Below are 16857 nucleotides of genomic sequence, written 5' to 3'. Positions count from 1 at the left end.
GAACGGGCATCCTTTGTCTTTCGCGAAGGGAGCGACCGTGACCAGCGTGCGCGAGAGCTCGATCGAGCGGGTCAGGAGCCGCCGGACCGGGACCGTGATCGTGTCCTGGCTGACGACCACCGATCACAAGGTCATCGGCTACCTCTACCTCATCACCTCCTTCGCGTTCTTCCTCGCGGCCGGGGTCATGGCGGTGCTCATCCGGGCCGAGCTGGTGCAGCCGGGGCTGCAGCTGGTCGACGCGCACCAGTACAACCAGCTGTTCACCATGCACGGCACGATCATGCTGCTGCTGTTCGCCACGCCGCTGTTCGCCGGGTTCGCCAACGTGATCATGCCGTTGCAGATCGGCGCGCCGGACGTGGCCTTCCCGAGGCTGAACGCGGTCGCGTACTGGCTGTTCCTGTTCGGCGGGCTGATGGCGGTGACGGCGTTCTTCACGCCGGGCGGTGCGGCCGACTTCGGCTGGACCGGCTACACGCCGCTGTCGTCGGCCACCTACTCGCCGGGCGTCGGCGGCGACTTGTGGATCATGGGCCTGGCGCTGAGCGGGCTCGGCACGATCCTCGGCGGGGTCAACTTCATCAGCACGATCATCGGCATGCGCGCGCCCGGCATGACCATGTTCCGGATGCCGATCTTCACCTGGAACGTGCTGCTGACCTCGATGATGGTGCTGATGGCCTTTCCGGTGCTGGCCGCCGCGCTGCTGGCGCTGGAGTCGGACCGCAAGTTCGGCACGCACGTCTTCGACGCCAACGGCGGCGGGCCGATGCTGTGGCAGCACCTGTTCTGGTTCTTCGGCCATCCCGAGGTCTACATCATCGCGCTGCCGTTCTTCGGCATCATCACCGAGGTCATCCCGGTCTTCAGCCGCAAGCCGATCTTCGGCTACCTGGGCCTGGTCGGGGCGACCATCGCCATCGCGGGGCTGTCGATGACCGTCTGGGCGCACCACATGTTCGCCACCGGGCAGGTGCTGCTGCCGTTCTTCTCGTTCATGACGTTCCTCATCGCGGTGCCGACCGGGGTGAAGTTCTTCAACTGGATCGGCACGATGTGGCGCGGCCATCTCAGCTTCGAGACGCCGATGCTGTTCGCGATCGGCTTCCTCATCACCTTCCTGCTGGGCGGGCTGACCGGGGTGATCCTGGGCTCGCCGCCGCTCGACTTCCACGTCACCGACTCCTACTTCGTGGTGGCTCACTTCCACTACGTCGTGTTCGGGACCGTGGTGTTCGCGATGTTCGCCGGCTTCTACTTCTGGTGGCCGAAGATGACCGGCCGGATGCTCGACGACCGCCTGGGCAAGATCCACTTCTGGACGCTGTTCATCGGCTTCCACACCACGTTCCTGATCCAGCACTGGCTCGGCGCGCTCGGCATGCCCAGGCGTTACGCCGACTACAGCGCCCTCGACGGCTTCACCACGCTCAACCAGATCTCGTCCGTGGGGGCGTTCCTGCTCGGCGCCTCGACGATCCCGTTCCTCTACAACATCTACCGGACGGCCAGGAGGGCGCCCAAGGTGACGGTGGACGACCCGTGGGGGTTCGGCAACTCCCTCGAATGGGCGACTTCCTGCCCGCCGCCCCGGCACAACTTCACGTCCATGCCGCCGATCCGGTCCGAACGGCCCGCCTTCGATCTGCACTACCCGCACCAGCAGCCGGAGGTGACGTCCGACTGACCGGGCGTCACCGCGTTCGGCACCGGCGGTCATGCCGCGAGTTAGATCCACTTCACCGCGAGGCCCTGCTGGGCCTCGCTTTTCGGTGTACGGCGAGGTCACGTCATAGTCACGGGCCCGCTGTTGTGAAATGTCCTTATTTGGTTACATTTCAACAACCTACTTTACGGTGCCTTTAGGAAGCTCTAGCGTCCGGCATTGCGACTCCCTATGATCATGCGCCCGGTGACCCCGGGCAGAAGGGGTTACTTTGCCCAGCAGAACGCGCCTGTTAGCCCTGGCCCCGGCGGTAGCCCTCCTCGCTGCCGCCTTGACGGTCCCCACCGCTCAGGCCTCCTCGGTGGCGACCTACGAGCCGAGTGCCGCTGACTACTACATTAACTACGCGCCGCCCATGGTCGAGGACTCGCCCGAGGACCCGGCCGTTCCCGGCAGCGACAAGCGCCTGTCCCGGACCCAGAAGTTCGACCGGAAGTTCAAGAGCGGTAATCCCGCCGCGGGCCGCATCCTTGCCGCCCGCGAGCGGCAAGCGATAAAGACGGGCCGCAACCCGGCCGACTTCATCTTCAAGAACTCCAAGCAGACCAGGACGGCCAAGCTGCTGACCCTGCTCGTCGAGTTCAACGACAGCGCCAACGACGACTTCTCCGGCTTCAGCCGGCCGCGCACCGTCGGCAGCGCGCCCGGCGACTGCGTCACCGAGCCGGCCGGCACGCGGCTCAACGGTCCCCTGCACAACAAGATCCCCGACCCGGCCACCCTGCCGAAGAAGGACAACAACTCCTTCTGGGTCAAGGACTTCAGCCCCGCGCACTTCAACAAGATGCTCTACACCGACCGGGGCATCACCGAGCGGGTCCGTACCGACCTGAAGGACCCGCGCGACGGCAGGCGCGGCATCGACATCTCCGGCTTCACCATGAAGAAGATGTACGAGGAGATGTCCAAGGGCGCCTACTCCGTCACCGGCTCCGCCGTCGGCTGGATCAAGGCCCCGCACTCCGAGGCGTGGTACGGCGCGGCCGCCTGCGGCAACGTCCAGCAGGACATGTCCGGCCACCCCGACAACCCGAACGGCGCCGGCCAGCTCGCCATCGACGCCGTCGACGTGCTCGCGCAGTCCCAGCCCGCCTTCCCGTGGGCCGACTACGACGTCGAGGACGTCTCCGACGCCGACGGCGACGGCAACTTCGCCGAGCCCGACGGCGTGATCGACCACCTCGTGCTCGTGCACGCCGGCAAGGACAAGTCCTCCGGCGGCGGCGCCGAGGGCACCTACGCCATCTGGGCGCACTCCAGCGCGGTCGCCGGCGGCTACCAGGTGCCCGGCAGCGACAAGAAGATCTCCAACTACATTGTGCAGCCCGAGGACTCCGGCGTCGGCGTCTTCGCCCACGAGTACGGCCACGACCTGGGCCTGCCCGACCTCTACGACACCTCGGGCTCGGCCAGCTCCGCGGTGGACTTCTGGGACCTGATGTCGAGCGGCTCCCACTCCGGCCCCATCTTCCAGTCGATGCCCACCCACATGGGCCTGTGGGACAAGTGGGTGCTCGGCTGGGCGAAGCCCGAGGTGCTCGACCCGGGGGACCGCCAGCGCCTGGTCACCGTCGGCCAGTCCTCACGCACCCCCAAGTTCACCGAGGACGGCGTCCGGGTGAACCTCAAGTCCGAGCCGCTGAAGATGGTCGACCCGCACAGCGGCACCGGCGCCTGGTGGTCCGGCATGGACCAGGAGTGGGCCAACATCTCCGTGGCCCGCGACGTGGCGGTGCCCGCCGGGACCGACGTGCGGTTCTGGATGTGGAACAACTACGAGATCGAGTCCGACTGGGACTTCGGCTTCTTCGAGATCTCCACCGACGGCGGCCAGACGTGGGCCCAGCAGAAGGTCTTCAACGAGGCCGGCACCGAGATCACCACCGCCGACGACTACCCGGACCCGAACAAGAACCTCCAGGCGTTCGGCGGCAAGAAGTACGGCATCACCGGTGACACCAACGGCTGGCGGCACGACTACGTCAACCTGACCCCGTTCGCCGGTCAGACGATCAAGCTGCGGCTGGCGTACAACACCGACGCGGCCTTCACCCCGCGCGGCTGGCACGCCGACGACTTCGAGCTCACCAACGGCGGCACGGCCGTGTGGAGCGACGACGTCGAAGGCGGCGAGAACGGCTGGCGCGCCGTCGGCGGCACGTTCACCAACACCAGCGGCTCGGGCTGGACGATCAACAACGGCGAGCGCCAGATCGACCGGTTCTACCTGGCCGAATGGCGTAACTACGACGGGTTCGACCAGGGTCTGCAGTACGCCTACGACACCAACTACTCGCGTGACGGCGCGTGGAAGGTGGAGAAGGTCAAGTACAACGCCCCCGGCCTGCTCGTGTGGTACCGCGACTCGACCTACACCAACAACAGTGTGGCCAACAACCTCGAAGCGGCGCCCAGCATCGGCTCGAAGGGCAGCCTCCTCCTGGTGGACTCGCACTACGACCCGCTGCGCCGCACCGGCGTCGCGGCCACCAAGGACCCGACCAGGCACAAGAACATGGACGGCCGTACGCAGACGTCCAACGCGGCCTTCTCCTTCACCAAGACCTACCCGCTGAAGGAGTGCCTGGAGGCCGCCGGCGAGCCGTTCAGCGAGTACTGCACCGAGATCAAGGGCCTGGGCGGCGTACGGACCTTCACCGACGCCAAGACCTGGTACCCCGGCCTCGAAGTGCAGGACGGCGGCCTCTTCTACCGCGACTTCGACGCCTCCGTCGTGGTCCCGAGCAAGGGCGACCAGCCGTACAGCACCCGCGTCGTGAACGTCGACGGCACCCCCGCCACCGAGCTCTACGGCACCGACATCGGCGGCGGCCACCTCCTCGGCACCGGCAACCCCGGTGACGAGGGCAAGGCGCTGGGCGTGCAGTTCAAGCTCGTCTCACCGCTTCCTGGCAACCTGGGCGCCATCGTCCAGGTGGTCCCGCCCAAGAAGTGATCCCAGGGGCCGCCGGGCGGAGTCCCGGCGGCCCCTCCTCTCGATGAGGTTCGGCGGCCGAAGGTCGCGGCTTCTGCGCCTACGATTGACGACCATGAGCGAACTGCGCGCCAAGACCGAGCACACCAAGGCGATCCGGCAGGACCGCCGGGTCGCGGTGGTGATCAACACTCGCTCGCGTCGCGGCCGCCGCCACTACTTCGAGGTGATCGAGCAGCTGCACAAGCTCGGCTACGAGCCCCTGGCCGAGATCGGCGTCTACAACCCCAAGCGCCTGCGCGACCTGCTGGACACCGCGCTCGCCACCGGGCCGGACCTGCTCATCGTCGGCGGTGGCGACGGCACCCTGTCCTCCGCCGTCCGGCACGTCGCCCACCGCGACGTCGCCCTCGGCGTGCTGCCGCTCGGCACCACCAACAACTTCGCCCGCAGCCTCGGCCTGCCGCTCGACCTGGCCGGCGCGATCAACGTGTTCCAGACCGGCAAGGTGGCCGACATCGACCTCGGCATGGCCGACGACCGGCCGTTCGCCAACCTGGCCAGCTTCGGCGTGTCGGTCGAGGTGGCGGGCAAGGTGAAGCCGTGGCTCAAGCGGGTGCTCGGCCGGCCCGCCTACCCGCTGACCGCGCTCACCGTGCTGCCGGGGCACACGCCCTTCCGCGCCTTCATCACCGTCGACGGCCAGCGCCACGAGCTGCTCACCCACCAGCTCAACATCGCCAACGGCCGCTTCCACGGCGGCTGGCAGGTGGCCCGCGACATCAGCATCGACGACGGCATGCTGGTGGCCTACCAGCTCGGCTCGGGCAAGAAGCTGCGGCTGCTGGGCGAGACGCTGGCCCGCGCGACCACCGGCCGCTGGCGCAGCCTGGCGGGCGGCCCGTTCGTGGCCGGCCGCGAGATGCTGCTGGAGACCGACCCGCCGATGGCCGCCGACATCGACGGCGAGGTACGCCTGCGCACGCCGATCCGCCTCCGCGTGGTCCCCAACGGGGTGCGCGTGATGGTGCCCGACAGCTTCGAGGACCGGTGATCCCCTAGCCCGGCCCCAGCTGGCGGTAGGCGGCGGTGAGCGGGCCCGCCACGCCCGCGGGCGGCGGGAAGACGCGGGGGAGGAGATCCGGTGTCGCGGCGGCGGACCGGCGCTCGGGGTGGTGAACGGTGCTCGCCGGCGCGTAGAAGTCCGCCAGGCGGTCGGCGAACGGCACGTCCGCCACCGCCGGCGACACCGCCTCCGCCACCGGGTCGCCGGCCAGATTGCCCAGCAACTGCTCCCGGGTACGGCCGCGCCAGGCGAGCACCAGGAACGGATCGTCGTCGAACGACTCGGCCAGCAGGTAGAGCACCGCCGACACGTGCTTGCACGGGAAGCCCCAGTCGGGACACGAGCACGCCATGTCCAGATCACGCGGGAACAGGTCCACGCCGAGCGAGGCGAACAGCTCCTCGATCTCCGTCGGCATCTCCCCGGCCAGCAGCTTGGCCCGGTAGACGGCCTGCGCCCCGATCGCCTCCTCGATCGCCGTCCAGCGCGCCTCGTCGTACGCCTCGACAGAGATCGTCACCTGGTACGGCCTGGCGCGCGAGCCCTGCACCGGCGCGGCGGCCAGGCCGGGCGACAGGTCGATGGACAGGACCTGGCCGGCGCGGGCGTACCGGCGGCCGCGCGAGAGCCGGCCCGGGTCGCAGATCCGCTCCAGGATGTCGATGAAGCGCCTGGACCACCACGTCGAGCCGATGGAGCCGCGCTGCGTGCGAGCCCGGATCCCGCCCTCGACCCTGATGGGCCGGCCCGCCTCGAACCATCCGTCCCTGCCGACCGGCATGCTCAGCTCACCGCCTCGGCCGTCAGACGGAACACCTCGCGCAGCTCCCCGGTGGACAGGTCCGTCAGCCAGTCCTCGCCCGCGCCGACCACCCGCTCGGCGAGTGCCTTCTTCCGCTCGATCATCTCGTCCACCCGCTCCTCCAGCGTGCCGCCGCAGATCAGCTTGCGCACCTGGACGTTCTTGCGCTGGCCGATGCGGAAGGCCCGGTCGGTCGCCTGGTCCTCGACGGCCGGGTTCCACCAGCGGTCGACGTGGATGACGTGGTTCGCGGCCGTCAGGTTCAGCCCCACGCCCGCCGCCTTGAGCGACAGCAGGAACAGCATCGGCTCGTCGTCCTGCTGGAAGCGCTCCACCAGCCGGTCGCGGGTCCTGGCCGGCAGGCCGCCGTGCAGCCACAGCACCGGCCGCGCCAGCCGCTGCGCCAGATAGGGCTGCAGCATCGTGCCGAACTCGGCGTACTGCGTGAACACCAGCGCCTTCTCGCCCTCGGCCACGATCTCCTCGGCGAGCTGCTCCAGCCGGCTCAGCTTGCCCGACCTGCCCGCCAGCAGCGAGCCGTCCTTGAGCAGGTGGGCCGGATGGTTGCAGACCTGCTTCAACCGGGCCATCGCGCTCAGCACCAGGCCGCGCCGCTCGATCCCCTCACTGTCATCGATCTTGGCCAGCATGTCGTCCACCACCGCCTGATACAGCGACGCCTGCTCGGTCGTCAGCGGGCACCACTCCTTGACCTCCAGCTTCTCCGGCAGGTCGGAGATGATGGTGGTGTCGGTCTTGAGCCGGCGCAGCACGAACGGCCCGGTCGCCCGCCGCAGCGCCCGCGCCGCCTGCTCGTCCTGCCGGGCCTCGATCGGCTCCTGGAACCGCGTCCTGAACCTCGCCCGCGACCCGAGCAGCCCCGGATTGGCGAACTCCATGATCGACCACAGCTCGGCGAGATGGTTCTCCACCGGCGTGCCCGTCAGGGCCAGCCGGGTGCCCGCCGGAATGGCCCGGACCGCCTGCGCCTGCAGCGTGGAACTGTTCTTGATGGCCTGCGCCTCGTCGCACACCACCCGCCGCCACCGCAGCCCGCGCAGCGCCTCCAGGTCCCGCTGGGCGGTCCCGTAGGTGGTGATCACCAGGTCCGCGCCGTCGATCTCGCCGACGTCCCGGCCACTGCCATGGTGTACGTGCACGCGCAGCTCCGGCGCGAACCTGGCCGCCTCCCGCCGCCAGTTGCCCACCAGCGACATGGGGCAGACCAGCAACGTCGGCGTGTCGGCCCGCTCGTGCACGAGCAGCGCCAGCGTGGTGACCGTCTTGCCCAGGCCCATGTCGTCGGCGAGCACCCCGCCGAGCCCCAGCTCCGACAGGAAGCTCAGCCACGCCAGCCCCCGCTCCTGGTAGGGCCGCAGCGTCGCGTCCAGCCCGGCGGGCGTGCCGATCGGCAGCAGCCGCCGCTCCGCCTCTCCCGACAGCAGATCGCCCAGCACGCCGTCGGCGTCCACCGCCAGCAGCGGCAGCTCGTCGTCCCCCTGCATCACCTCGCGCAGGATGTCGGCCGCCGGCGCCTGCCCGGCCCGCCCGCCCTCGACCGCCTTCAATGCCGCCGCGAGCTGACGCTCGTCCAGCTCCACCCACTGGCCCCGCACCCGCACCAGCGGCACCTTGAGCCTGGCCAGCTCGGCCAGCTCCTCCTCGGTGATCGTCTCCTCGCCCACCGCCAGGTCGACCCGGAAGTCGACCAGCTCCCGCATCCCGAACCCCTGGCTCGTGGCCGCGGTCTGCGCCTTCGTGCGGGTGGTGAGCTTCAGTCCCAGCCGGGTGCGCCCCGCCCACCTCGGCAACTGGACCCCGAACCCCGCCGCCTGCAGCAGCGGCGCCGCCTGACGCAGGAACTCGAACGCGCCCCGCGTGTCCAGCGTCAGCTCGCTCGGCTCGGCCTCCCGCAGCGCCCGATCCAGCTCGGGATACAGCCGCACGGCCCGCCCCAGCCCGGCCAGCAACTCCCGCTCCGGCCGCCGCGGCAACCCCGCCACCGGCCCGCCACCCCACACCCGACCGGCGGGAACGTACAGACCCGGATCATCAGCCGCCTGCAACGCCAACTCCACCCGCCACCCGTCACCGTCCGTGTGCACGTCTGCGCTCGGGTCTGCGCCCGTGTCGGCGTCGAGGGGGGAGGTGGCTGGTTCGACGAGGCGGAAGCAGACGCGGGCCGCGCCGTCTGCGGCGGTCACGGACGTCCGCCAGGTCTCCAGCTCTTCGCGCAGCTCCGGCACGTCAGGGCAGGTGCCGTCCGGCCCGGTCAGCGCCGCCAGCCAGCGCTCGCGGGGCGTGCCGGGCCGCTTGACGAGCGGCTCGCCCAGCGCCGCCCGTACCAGCGCGTCGGTGAACACCCCGAGCGCCGCACCCTGCACCTCACCGGACGGCCGTTCGGCACTCCAGGTGCGGCAGGCGGGCGGCATGGCCAGGGCCAGCTCCTTGAAGTACGACGCGTCCGCGCCGGTCAGCACCGGCTGCCACACCGCCACGCTGAGCTCGGCGGTCACGAGCTGAGGAATGACCCGCCCTCGCCGTACGAGATCGCGCGCGAACGCCACGACGGCGGCCCAGTGACGCACGGTGGCGCTCGTGGCCTGCTCGTCCACCAGGCGCAGCGCCTCGGCGACGGGCGGGACGAGCGCGTCGACCCGCCACAGGTGCAGCCTGGGGCGGGCGATCGCGGACAGCCGCCCTGTCTCAGGAGACGGCAGCGGCTCCTTCACCGAGCCGGGCAGCAGCAACTCCAGCGTGCGAGCGAACTCCCCATCCGACCCGCCTTCACCGGAACTCCGTGACGGGTCCTGAACCGGCCCTTGTGCCGCGTCCCGGGCAAGGAGGGCGGCTGTGAGCGTGCGCGCCGGGGCGGCGAAAGGGTGGGCGCGGGGGACGGCCCCGGAGGCGGGGCGCGGGTCGACGGCGGCGTCCTCCGCCCAGAAGGCGAGTCCGTCTCCCGCCCAGACGCTGTGAACGACTAGCACCTACGGCAGGGTACCGCCGTGGCGTCCCGCCACCGATCGGGCATGAGGGGGAACTTATATAAGTAAGTGGTGAAGTTGTACGATGGAGATATGAAGACTCCGGGATCGTGGTGTGAGCGGCCCAAGCCGCAGGCTCCCTCATGCGAGCTCCCGTCCCCGTGGAGCGCGCCCAAGCAGCCCGACAACTGGTGCGAGACGCAGAAGTCGCCCGTCGTGGCGGTCTTCGACTTCCTGCTGCGGGCCGCCAAGCGCTGAGCGCGCGCCGCCCCCCGCGCGCCGGCCCTAGATAGAAGGCCGGTTGTCTGGGTAGTCGCCCCCTCGAAGGAGGAGGAGGCGACCTCGTGAACGACACCCACAAGCTAGTGAACGATCTGTCGGACCAGGTCTCCCGGCTCGTGAAGGACGAGTTGCGGCTGGCCAAGCTCGAACTCACGGCCAAGGGCAAGCGCGCCGGACTCGGCGCGGGACTGGCCGGCGCGGCCGGTGTGACCGCGTTCCTCGGCGGAGCCACGCTCGTGGCCGCTCTCGTGCTGCTCCTCGCGCTGGTCATGCCCGCGTGGCTGGCGGCCGCGATCGTGGCGGTGCTCCTGTTCGTCGCCGCGGCGCTGCTCGGCCTGGTCGGCAAGAAGAAGGTTCAGCAGGCCTCACCAGCGGTGCCGGCGGAGACGATGGCGAGCGTCAGGGCCGACCTTGACGCGGTCAAGGAGGGAGCACGGCGATGAGCGAGATGAATCCCGGGCGTACCGACAAGCAGTATGCGGGCACCATGGGCGCCCGTCGCGCGACCGTAGGCGAGCCCACCGACAGCGAGTCCATCAACGTGCCCGTCACCAGGCCGGGCGCGGCCGAGAACGCGCACGAGGCCGAGCGCGCCCGCGAAGGGCACGAGACCTTCATCCCCGAGGCCCCCCAGCGCGACGACCGTACCGACGCGGTCCGGTCGCGCGCCGTGGAGGAGGAGTCGCTGCAGGACGGCGAGGCCCGCCACGAGAAGCGCCACGAGCCGGACGGCGAAAGGCGGCACGGCGACCGCCACAGCGACCGCCGCAGTGACCGCCACGGCACCCTGGACGGCGCTCAGGACGCGGAAGACGTACGACAGGACATCAGGCAGACGCGCCGGGCGCTCGGTGAGACCGTGCACGCCCTGGCCCACAAGGCGGACATGAAGAGCCGGGCGGGCGAGGCGGCGGCGACAGCGAAAGGAAGGGCAGGACAGATGGCAGGCACCGCGAAGGGCAAGGCGGCGGAGATGACGGAGACGGCCAAGGGTAAAGCGGCCGAGATGACGGAGACGGCCAAGGGCAAGGCGGCCGAGATGACCGGGACGGCCAAGGGCAAGGCGGCCGAGATGACCGGGACGGCCAAGGGTAAAGCGGCCGAGATGACCGGGACGGCCAAGGGTAAAGCGGCCGAGATGACCGGGACGGCCAAGGGCAAGGCGGCCGAGGTGGCCGGGACCGTCAAGGGCAAGGCCGCCGTCATGGCGGACAAGGTGCACGACGCGACGCCCGAGCAGGCCAGGAAGCGCCCGGTGCTGATGATCGCGGCCATGGGTGCGGTGATCGCCTTCGCCGTGCGGCGGATCATGAGGCGTAACCGGGTCAAGTGAGCGGTGGAGCGTCCCGAGCGGCCCACCGACCTGCCAGGCCGATCCTGGTGGCGGGTGATCAGGCGCACGGTGGCCGAGTTCAACAACGACCGCGTCCAGGACCTGGCGGCCTCCCTCACCTACTACGCGGTGCTGTCGATCTTCCCCGCGCTGATCGTGCTGGTGTCACTGCTCGGCCTGCTCGGCCGCCAGGACGCCGGCGCGGTCGTCGGCAACCTGACGGCGCTGGCGCCCGCGGAGGTGCGCGACCTCGTCGGCCAGGGCCTGTCCCAGGTACGCGACACCCGGGCGGGCCTCGCGGCGATCCTCGGCCTCCTGGTCGCCCTGTGGGCCGCCTCCGGCTACATCGGGGCCTTCATCCGGGCGGGCAACCAGATCTACGACATCCAGGAGGGCCGCCCGTTCTGGAAGATCACCCCGCTCCGCCTCGGCCTCACGGTCCTGCTCGCGGTCCTGCTGACCGTGGCGGCGGTCGCGGTCACGCTGACCGGTGACTTCGCCCGCCTGGCGGGCGAGGCGCTGGGCCTGGGCGAGACCATCGTGACCGTCTGGGATCTGGCCAAGTGGCCGGTGCTGGCGCTGATCGCGGCCGGACTGATCATGGTGCTCTACTGGGCGGCGCCGAACGTGCGCCAGCCCGGCGTGCGCTGGCTCACCCCCGGCGGCCTGCTGGCGGTCCTGCTCTGGGTGCTCGTCTCCGGCGGCTTCGCCCTGTACGTGGCCAACTTCGGCTCCTACAACAAGACGTACGGCACGCTGGCGGCGGTCGTGGTCTTCCTCATCTGGCTGTGGCTGTCGAACATGGCGCTGCTGTTCGGCGCCGAGCTGGACGCCGAGCTGATCAGGGAGCGCAACGCGGTCGCCGGCGAGCCGGTCGAGCAGGAGCCGTACGTGGTGCCGCGTGACCCGCCCAAGCCCGACAGACTCCCCGGCTGACCCCCGCCCGCTTGCAACCTGGAGGCAGGCGGGGTAAAGCTGCCTGTCATGGACTTCATCCGGGTGCGCGCGTCCACCGACGGCACCGAGACGATCTCGTGCCAGGGCGGTCCGCGTGGACGAGCGGTTCCTGCACGCGCCCGAGCGCTGGTCGGCCCCCGACATGACCAGCTGGACGGCCTACGCCGGGCAGGCGGATAAGGTCGGCCGGTGAGCAACGACCTGTTCTGCGAGATCATCGCCGGTGAGCGGCCCGCCCACGTCGTGCACTCCGACGAGGTGTCGGTCTCCTTCCTCGACACCCGGCCCGTCTTCAAGGGGCATGTGCTGGTGGTGCCGCGCGCCCACGTCGAGGTGCTCACCGACCTGACCGACGTCGGCCCGTTCTTCGAGCAGGTGCAGGCGGTCGCCCGCGCCGTGGAGGAGGGCCTGGAGGCCGACGGCACGTTCGTCGCGATGAACAACCGCATCAGCCAGAGCGTCCCCCACCTGCACGTGCACGTGGTGCCGCGCAACCGCAAGGACGGGCTGCGCGGCTTCTTCTGGCCCCGCACCACCTACGCCTCGGCGGCGGAGGCGCAGCTCTACGCCGAACGCATCGCCAAAGCGCTGCCCGAGGGCTGAGTGATGGAGTACCTCTTCGGCGCGGCCGTGATCGCGGGACTGGTGGGGGTGCCCGCCCTCGTCCTCTGGCGGGTCATGCGCGGCCGCCGCGAGCTCGGCACCAGCCCGGCGGAGCGGGCCACCTTCGAGACCCTGCACACCGCCTCACTGGCCGGGCCGCCGCTGCGGGCCGGGCTGACCTCCGAGGGCGCGCTGCGCGCCTCACGGCACCTGCGCGAGCTGCTCGGCTCCTCCGCGCTGGCCATCACCGACGGCGAGCGCCTGCTGGTGTACGACGGCGTCGGCGAGCACCACGCCAAGCAGGCCTTCGAGCAGGCCAAGGCGACCCTCGAAGACGGCCGCACCCAGGTGCTGGCCATCTCCTGCGAGCTGCTGGAGTGCCCCGTCAGGCACGCCGTGGTCGTCCCGCTCACCACCGACGACCGGGTGGTCGGCACCCTGGCCGCCTTCGGGCCGCACGCCTCCGCTGGGCTCGTCAGGGCCGCCCAGGAGGTGGCCGGCTGGGTGGACTCCCAGCTGGAGCTGGCCGAGCTGCACCGCTCCCGTACGCTGCTGATGGAGGCGGAGGTGCGGGCGCTGCGCGCGCAGATCTCGCCGCACTTCATCTACAACTCGCTCACCACGATCGCCTCGTTCGTCCGCACCGACCCGGAGCGGGCCAGGGAGCTGCTGCTGGAGTTCGCCGACTTCACCCGCTACTCCTTCCGCAGACACGGCGAGTTCACCACGCTGGCCGAGGAGCTGCGCTCCGTCGAGCGCTACCTCGTCCTCGAACGCGCCCGCTTCGGCGACCAGCTTCAGGTGACGCTGCGGATCGCGCCAGAGGTGCTGCCGGTGGCGGTGCCGTTCCTGTGCCTGCAGCCCCTGGTGGAGAACGCCGTCCGGCACGGCCTGGAGAGCAAGGACGGCGTGGGCCGGATCACGATCATCGCCGAGGACGCCGGAGCCGAGTGCGGCATCAGTGTCGAGGACGACGGCCTCGGCATGGACCCCGACCGGCTGCGCAACATCCTCGCGGGCAAGGTCTCCTCGGCGGGCGGCGTCGGGCTGGCCAACGTGGACGAACGGCTGCGCCAGGTGTACGGCGACGAGTACGGTTTGGTCGTTGAGACGGCCCGCGGCGCGGGTACGAAAGTCAACGTGAGATTGCCGAAATATCACCCAGGCGTCTCAGCCCGTTGACCTGGACCTTTGTTGTCGGTTTTATCACTGTCTATGGCACAACTTCGGGTCCTCGCGGTAGATGACGAGCTTCCAGCCCTGGAAGACATCTCCTACCTGCTCCGCGCCGACCCACGCATCGGCGAGGTCGCCACCGCCCGGGACGGCGCCGCCGCGTTGCGGCTGCTCGACCGGGCCATCGCCGAGGGCAGGCCGATCGACGCCGTCTTCCTCGACATCAGGATGCGCGGCCTCGACGGCGTCGTGCTCGGTCGCCTGCTGTCACGGTTCGCCAACCCGCCGAGGGTCGTGTTCGTCACCGCCTACGAAGAGCACGCCGTCGACGCCTTCGAGATCAAAGCCGAGGACTACCTGCTGAAACCGGTGCGCCCCGAGCGCCTCGCCGAGGCGATCAGGCGGGTCGCGGTCTCGGCCGACGTGCCCATCGAGAGCGCCGAGACCGACACCATCCCCGTCGAGCTCGGCGGCGTGACCAGATTCGTCTCCACCGCCGACGTCATCTACGTCGAGGCCCAGGGTGACTATGCTCGCCTGCACACCGCCACCGGCAGCCATCTGGTCCGCATCCCGCTGGCCACGCTGGAGGAACGCTGGTCGGCGGCCGGGTTCATCCGCGTGCACCGAAGCCACCTGGTCGCGGTCAAGCACATCGAGGAACTGCACATCGACTCGGGCAAATGCGTGGTCCGGGTCGGGGACACCGAGATCCCGGTCAGCCGCCGCCACACCCGCGAACTGCGCGACCTGCTCGTCCGCCGCGCCAGAAAGGGAAGGCCAGAATGAGCCCTGAGCCGCGACCGGGCCGCCGCGTCGCCATCACCAGCCCGCGCACCGCGGCGGCCCGCCGCCCCCGCTACCCGGCCACCCGCGAGATCGACGAGCAGACCCACCTCGGCGAGGTCTACATGCGCTCGCTGCTGCGCACCCAGTTCAGGCTGGCCGCGTTCGTGTGCACGGTGCTGGCCTGCGTGGTGGGCGGCCTGCCGGTGCTGTTCCTGCTCATCCCCGAACTGCGCGACGTGCACCTGCTCGGCGTCCCCCTGCCGTGGGCGGTGCTCGCCGGACTCATCTATCCCGCCTTCGTCATCGGCGCCTGGCTCTACGTACGGCAGGCCGAACGCAACGAGCGTCACTTCGCCGACCTGGTCGACCGCTCGTGAGCCTGGCCGCAGTCGTCATCGTCATGGTGGCGGCCGTGCTCATCGGCGCGTTCGGCATCCGCGTCTCCCGCACCACCTCCGACTTCTTCGTCGCCTCCCGCACCGTCAGCCCGCTCTGGAACGCCTCCGCGATCGGCGGCGAGTATCTGTCGGCGGCCTCGTTCCTCGGGGTGGCCGGGCTCATCCTCAGCTACGGCGTGGACATGCTCTGGCTGCCGGTCGGCTGGACCGGCGGCTACCTGGTGTTACTGGTGCTGGTGTCCGCGCCGCTGCGCCGCTCGGGCGCCTACACGCTGCCCGACTTCGCCGAGGCCAGGCTGGAGTCCATGGCGGTGCGCCGGACCGCCAGCGTGCTCGTCGTGCTCATCGGCTGGTTCTACCTGATGCCGCAGTTCCAGAGCGCCGGCCTGGTGCTGCGCACGATCACCGGCGCGCCGGTGTGGGCGGGCGGGCTGCTGGTGGCGGTCGTGGTCGTGGTCAACGTGCTGTCGGGCGGCATGCGGTCGATCACGTTCGTGCAGGCGTTCCAGTACTGGCTGAAGCTCACCGCGCTGGCCGTACCGGTGATCTTCCTGTTACTGGCCTGGCAGGCCGACGGGGCCCCCGGCCTGTCCCCGCAGGACGCCGCCGTCTGGCAGACGCCGCTGACCGGGGGCAAGGACTACAGCGTCTACTCGACGTACTCGCTGATCCTGGCCACCTTCCTGGGCACCATGGGGCTGCCGCACGTGCTGGTCCGCTTCTACACCAACCCCGACGGCCGGGCCGCCCGCCGGACCACGCTGGTGGTGCTGGCGCTGCTTGGAGCGTTCTACCTGCTGCCGGCGGTGTACGGCTGGCTCGGCCGGATCTACACGCCCGACCTGGTGCGCCCCGACGCGGTGGTGCTGACGCTGCCCGCCCGGATGATCGGCGGGACGCTCGGCGACCTGCTGACGGCGCTGATCACGGCGGGGGCGTTCGCCGCGTTCCTGTCGACGTCGTCGGGGCTGACCGTGTCCGTGGCCGGGGTCATCGCCCAGGACCTGCTCAAGGGCGGCGTCCGCTCGTTCCGGATCGCCACGCTGATGGCGGTCGCGGTGCCGCTGGCGCTGGCCCTGTGGGCGCGGACGCTGCCGGTGGCGGACGTGGTGGGGCTGGCGTTCGCGGTGGCGGCCTCGTCGTTCTGCCCGCTGCTCGTGCTCGGCATCTGGTGGCGCAGGCTCAGCACCACCGGCGCGCTGGCCGGGCTGTACGTGGGCGGCGGCCTGGCCTGCCTCGCCGTGCTGGCCACGATCACCGGGGGACCGCACGAGGGCCTGGCCGGGGCCCTGCTGGCGCAACCGGCGGCGTGGACCGTGCCGATCGCGTTCGCGGTGATGATCTCCGTGTCGTTCCTCACGCCGGACCGGGTGCCGATCGGGGTGGCCAGGACCATGGTCCGCCTGCACACCCCGGAGAACCTCGACCTCGACCGCGGCGACTGGCGCCCCCGCTCGTCCTGACCCCTTCCGCTGCGTGCCCTGGGTGCTGAGCAGGTTCTTCAGGCGGGCCTCATAGGGATCTGGAATGGTTCCCGCCGCTGAGCGCCCCGCTTGCCTACGCTCGGTAGAGCGCACGCCGTACGCCACGGACGGACGGACAAGGGTGTGGGAACCGCTGTGGTTCGTATCAGTGTTCGTCGGTCTTCATCTGGGTTTCTGCAGCGCGATCGCGGTCTGTCACGTGGTGATCGGGGTTGGCTCAGTGGCCTGCGAGCTGATCTCGTATACGGGGGAGGGGATCGTCGTGCGGGTCGTGCAGGCCTACCGTTTCGCGCTGGACCCCACCGCGCGCCAGGCCGCC

The 16857-nt window shown here is 70.4% G+C and carries 14 protein-coding genes; 12 read left to right on the top strand and 2 right to left on the bottom strand.

What is annotated here, in order from left to right; translation table 11 throughout:
• Positions 1-37 precede the first annotated feature (37 nt).
• The 3 genes from ctaD (at position 38) to IEY87_RS39555 (ending at position 5718) form a co-directional block, all read left to right on the top strand.
• Positions 38-1690 carry an aa3-type cytochrome oxidase subunit I gene (gene ctaD / locus IEY87_RS39565; RefSeq protein WP_225277616.1) on the top strand — a complete coding sequence of 551 codons (1653 nt, stop codon included), beginning with the start codon at positions 38-40 and terminating at the stop codon, positions 1688-1690.
• Positions 1691-2000: 310 nt separating this feature from the next.
• On the top strand, positions 2001-4685 hold the full coding sequence (locus IEY87_RS39560) for an immune inhibitor A domain-containing protein (RefSeq protein WP_225277615.1): 2685 nt from the start codon (positions 2001-2003) through the stop codon (positions 4683-4685).
• 94 nt (positions 4686-4779) lie between these two features.
• Positions 4780-5718 (top strand): diacylglycerol/lipid kinase family protein, encoded by a 939-nt coding sequence (locus IEY87_RS39555; RefSeq protein WP_189144002.1) that lies wholly within the window; start codon positions 4780-4782, stop codon positions 5716-5718.
• A gap of 4 nt (positions 5719-5722) precedes the next feature.
• Here IEY87_RS39555 and IEY87_RS39550 read toward each other — a convergent pair whose 3' ends face one another.
• Positions 5723-6511, bottom strand: coding sequence for an SWIM zinc finger family protein (locus tag IEY87_RS39550; protein WP_189144001.1), 789 nt, complete (start codon positions 6509-6511; stop codon positions 5723-5725).
• 2 nt (positions 6512-6513) lie between these two features.
• Complete coding sequence (locus tag IEY87_RS39545; protein WP_189144000.1) at positions 6514-9519, bottom strand: DEAD/DEAH box helicase; 3006 nt, start codon at positions 9517-9519, stop codon at positions 6514-6516.
• A 90-nt stretch (positions 9520-9609) separates the two neighbouring features.
• Between IEY87_RS39545 and IEY87_RS39540 the strand changes: the two genes are divergently transcribed.
• The 9 genes from IEY87_RS39540 (at position 9610) to IEY87_RS39500 (ending at position 16517) form a co-directional block, all read left to right on the top strand.
• A complete protein-coding gene (locus tag IEY87_RS39540) occupies positions 9610-9774 on the top strand; it encodes a hypothetical protein (RefSeq protein WP_189143999.1) in 165 nt (54 codons plus the stop codon).
• Between the two features lie 86 nt (positions 9775-9860).
• Complete coding sequence (locus IEY87_RS39535) at positions 9861-10241, top strand: phage holin family protein (protein ID WP_189143998.1); 381 nt, start codon at positions 9861-9863, stop codon at positions 10239-10241.
• The gene (locus tag IEY87_RS39530; protein ID WP_189143997.1) at positions 10238-11131 is read left to right on the top strand and encodes a DUF3618 domain-containing protein; all 894 of its coding nucleotides are present in this window, start codon (positions 10238-10240) and stop codon (positions 11129-11131) included. The genes IEY87_RS39535 and IEY87_RS39530 overlap by 4 nt, the downstream gene beginning before the upstream one ends.
• Positions 11132-11134: 3 nt before the next feature.
• Positions 11135-12067 carry a YihY/virulence factor BrkB family protein gene (locus IEY87_RS39525; protein ID WP_189143996.1) on the top strand — a complete coding sequence of 311 codons (933 nt, stop codon included), beginning with the start codon at positions 11135-11137 and terminating at the stop codon, positions 12065-12067.
• A gap of 210 nt (positions 12068-12277) precedes the next feature.
• Positions 12278-12691, top strand: coding sequence for an HIT family protein (locus IEY87_RS39520; protein WP_189143995.1), 414 nt, complete (start codon positions 12278-12280; stop codon positions 12689-12691).
• 3 nt (positions 12692-12694) lie between these two features.
• On the top strand, positions 12695-13873 hold the full coding sequence (locus IEY87_RS39515) for a sensor histidine kinase (protein WP_189143994.1): 1179 nt from the start codon (positions 12695-12697) through the stop codon (positions 13871-13873).
• 33 nt (positions 13874-13906) lie between these two features.
• Entirely contained in the window at positions 13907-14656 is a 750-nt protein-coding gene (locus IEY87_RS39510) for a LytR/AlgR family response regulator transcription factor (protein WP_189143993.1), read from the top strand.
• Positions 14653-15033 (top strand): hypothetical protein, encoded by a 381-nt coding sequence (locus IEY87_RS39505; RefSeq protein WP_189143992.1) that lies wholly within the window; start codon positions 14653-14655, stop codon positions 15031-15033. Before IEY87_RS39510 ends, IEY87_RS39505 begins: the two co-directional genes overlap by 4 nt.
• Positions 15030-16517: a sodium/solute symporter gene (locus tag IEY87_RS39500; protein WP_225277614.1), complete on the top strand. Its 1488-nt coding sequence runs from the start codon at positions 15030-15032 to the stop codon at positions 16515-16517. The genes IEY87_RS39505 and IEY87_RS39500 overlap by 4 nt, the downstream gene beginning before the upstream one ends.
• Positions 16518-16857 lie beyond the last annotated feature (340 nt).

Origin of the sequence: Nonomuraea glycinis, from assembly GCF_014646515.1 — a bacterium.
GTDB classification, from domain to species: domain Bacteria; phylum Actinomycetota; class Actinomycetes; order Streptosporangiales; family Streptosporangiaceae; genus Nonomuraea; species Nonomuraea glycinis.
This window is presented reverse-complemented; position numbering and strand designations above follow the sequence as displayed.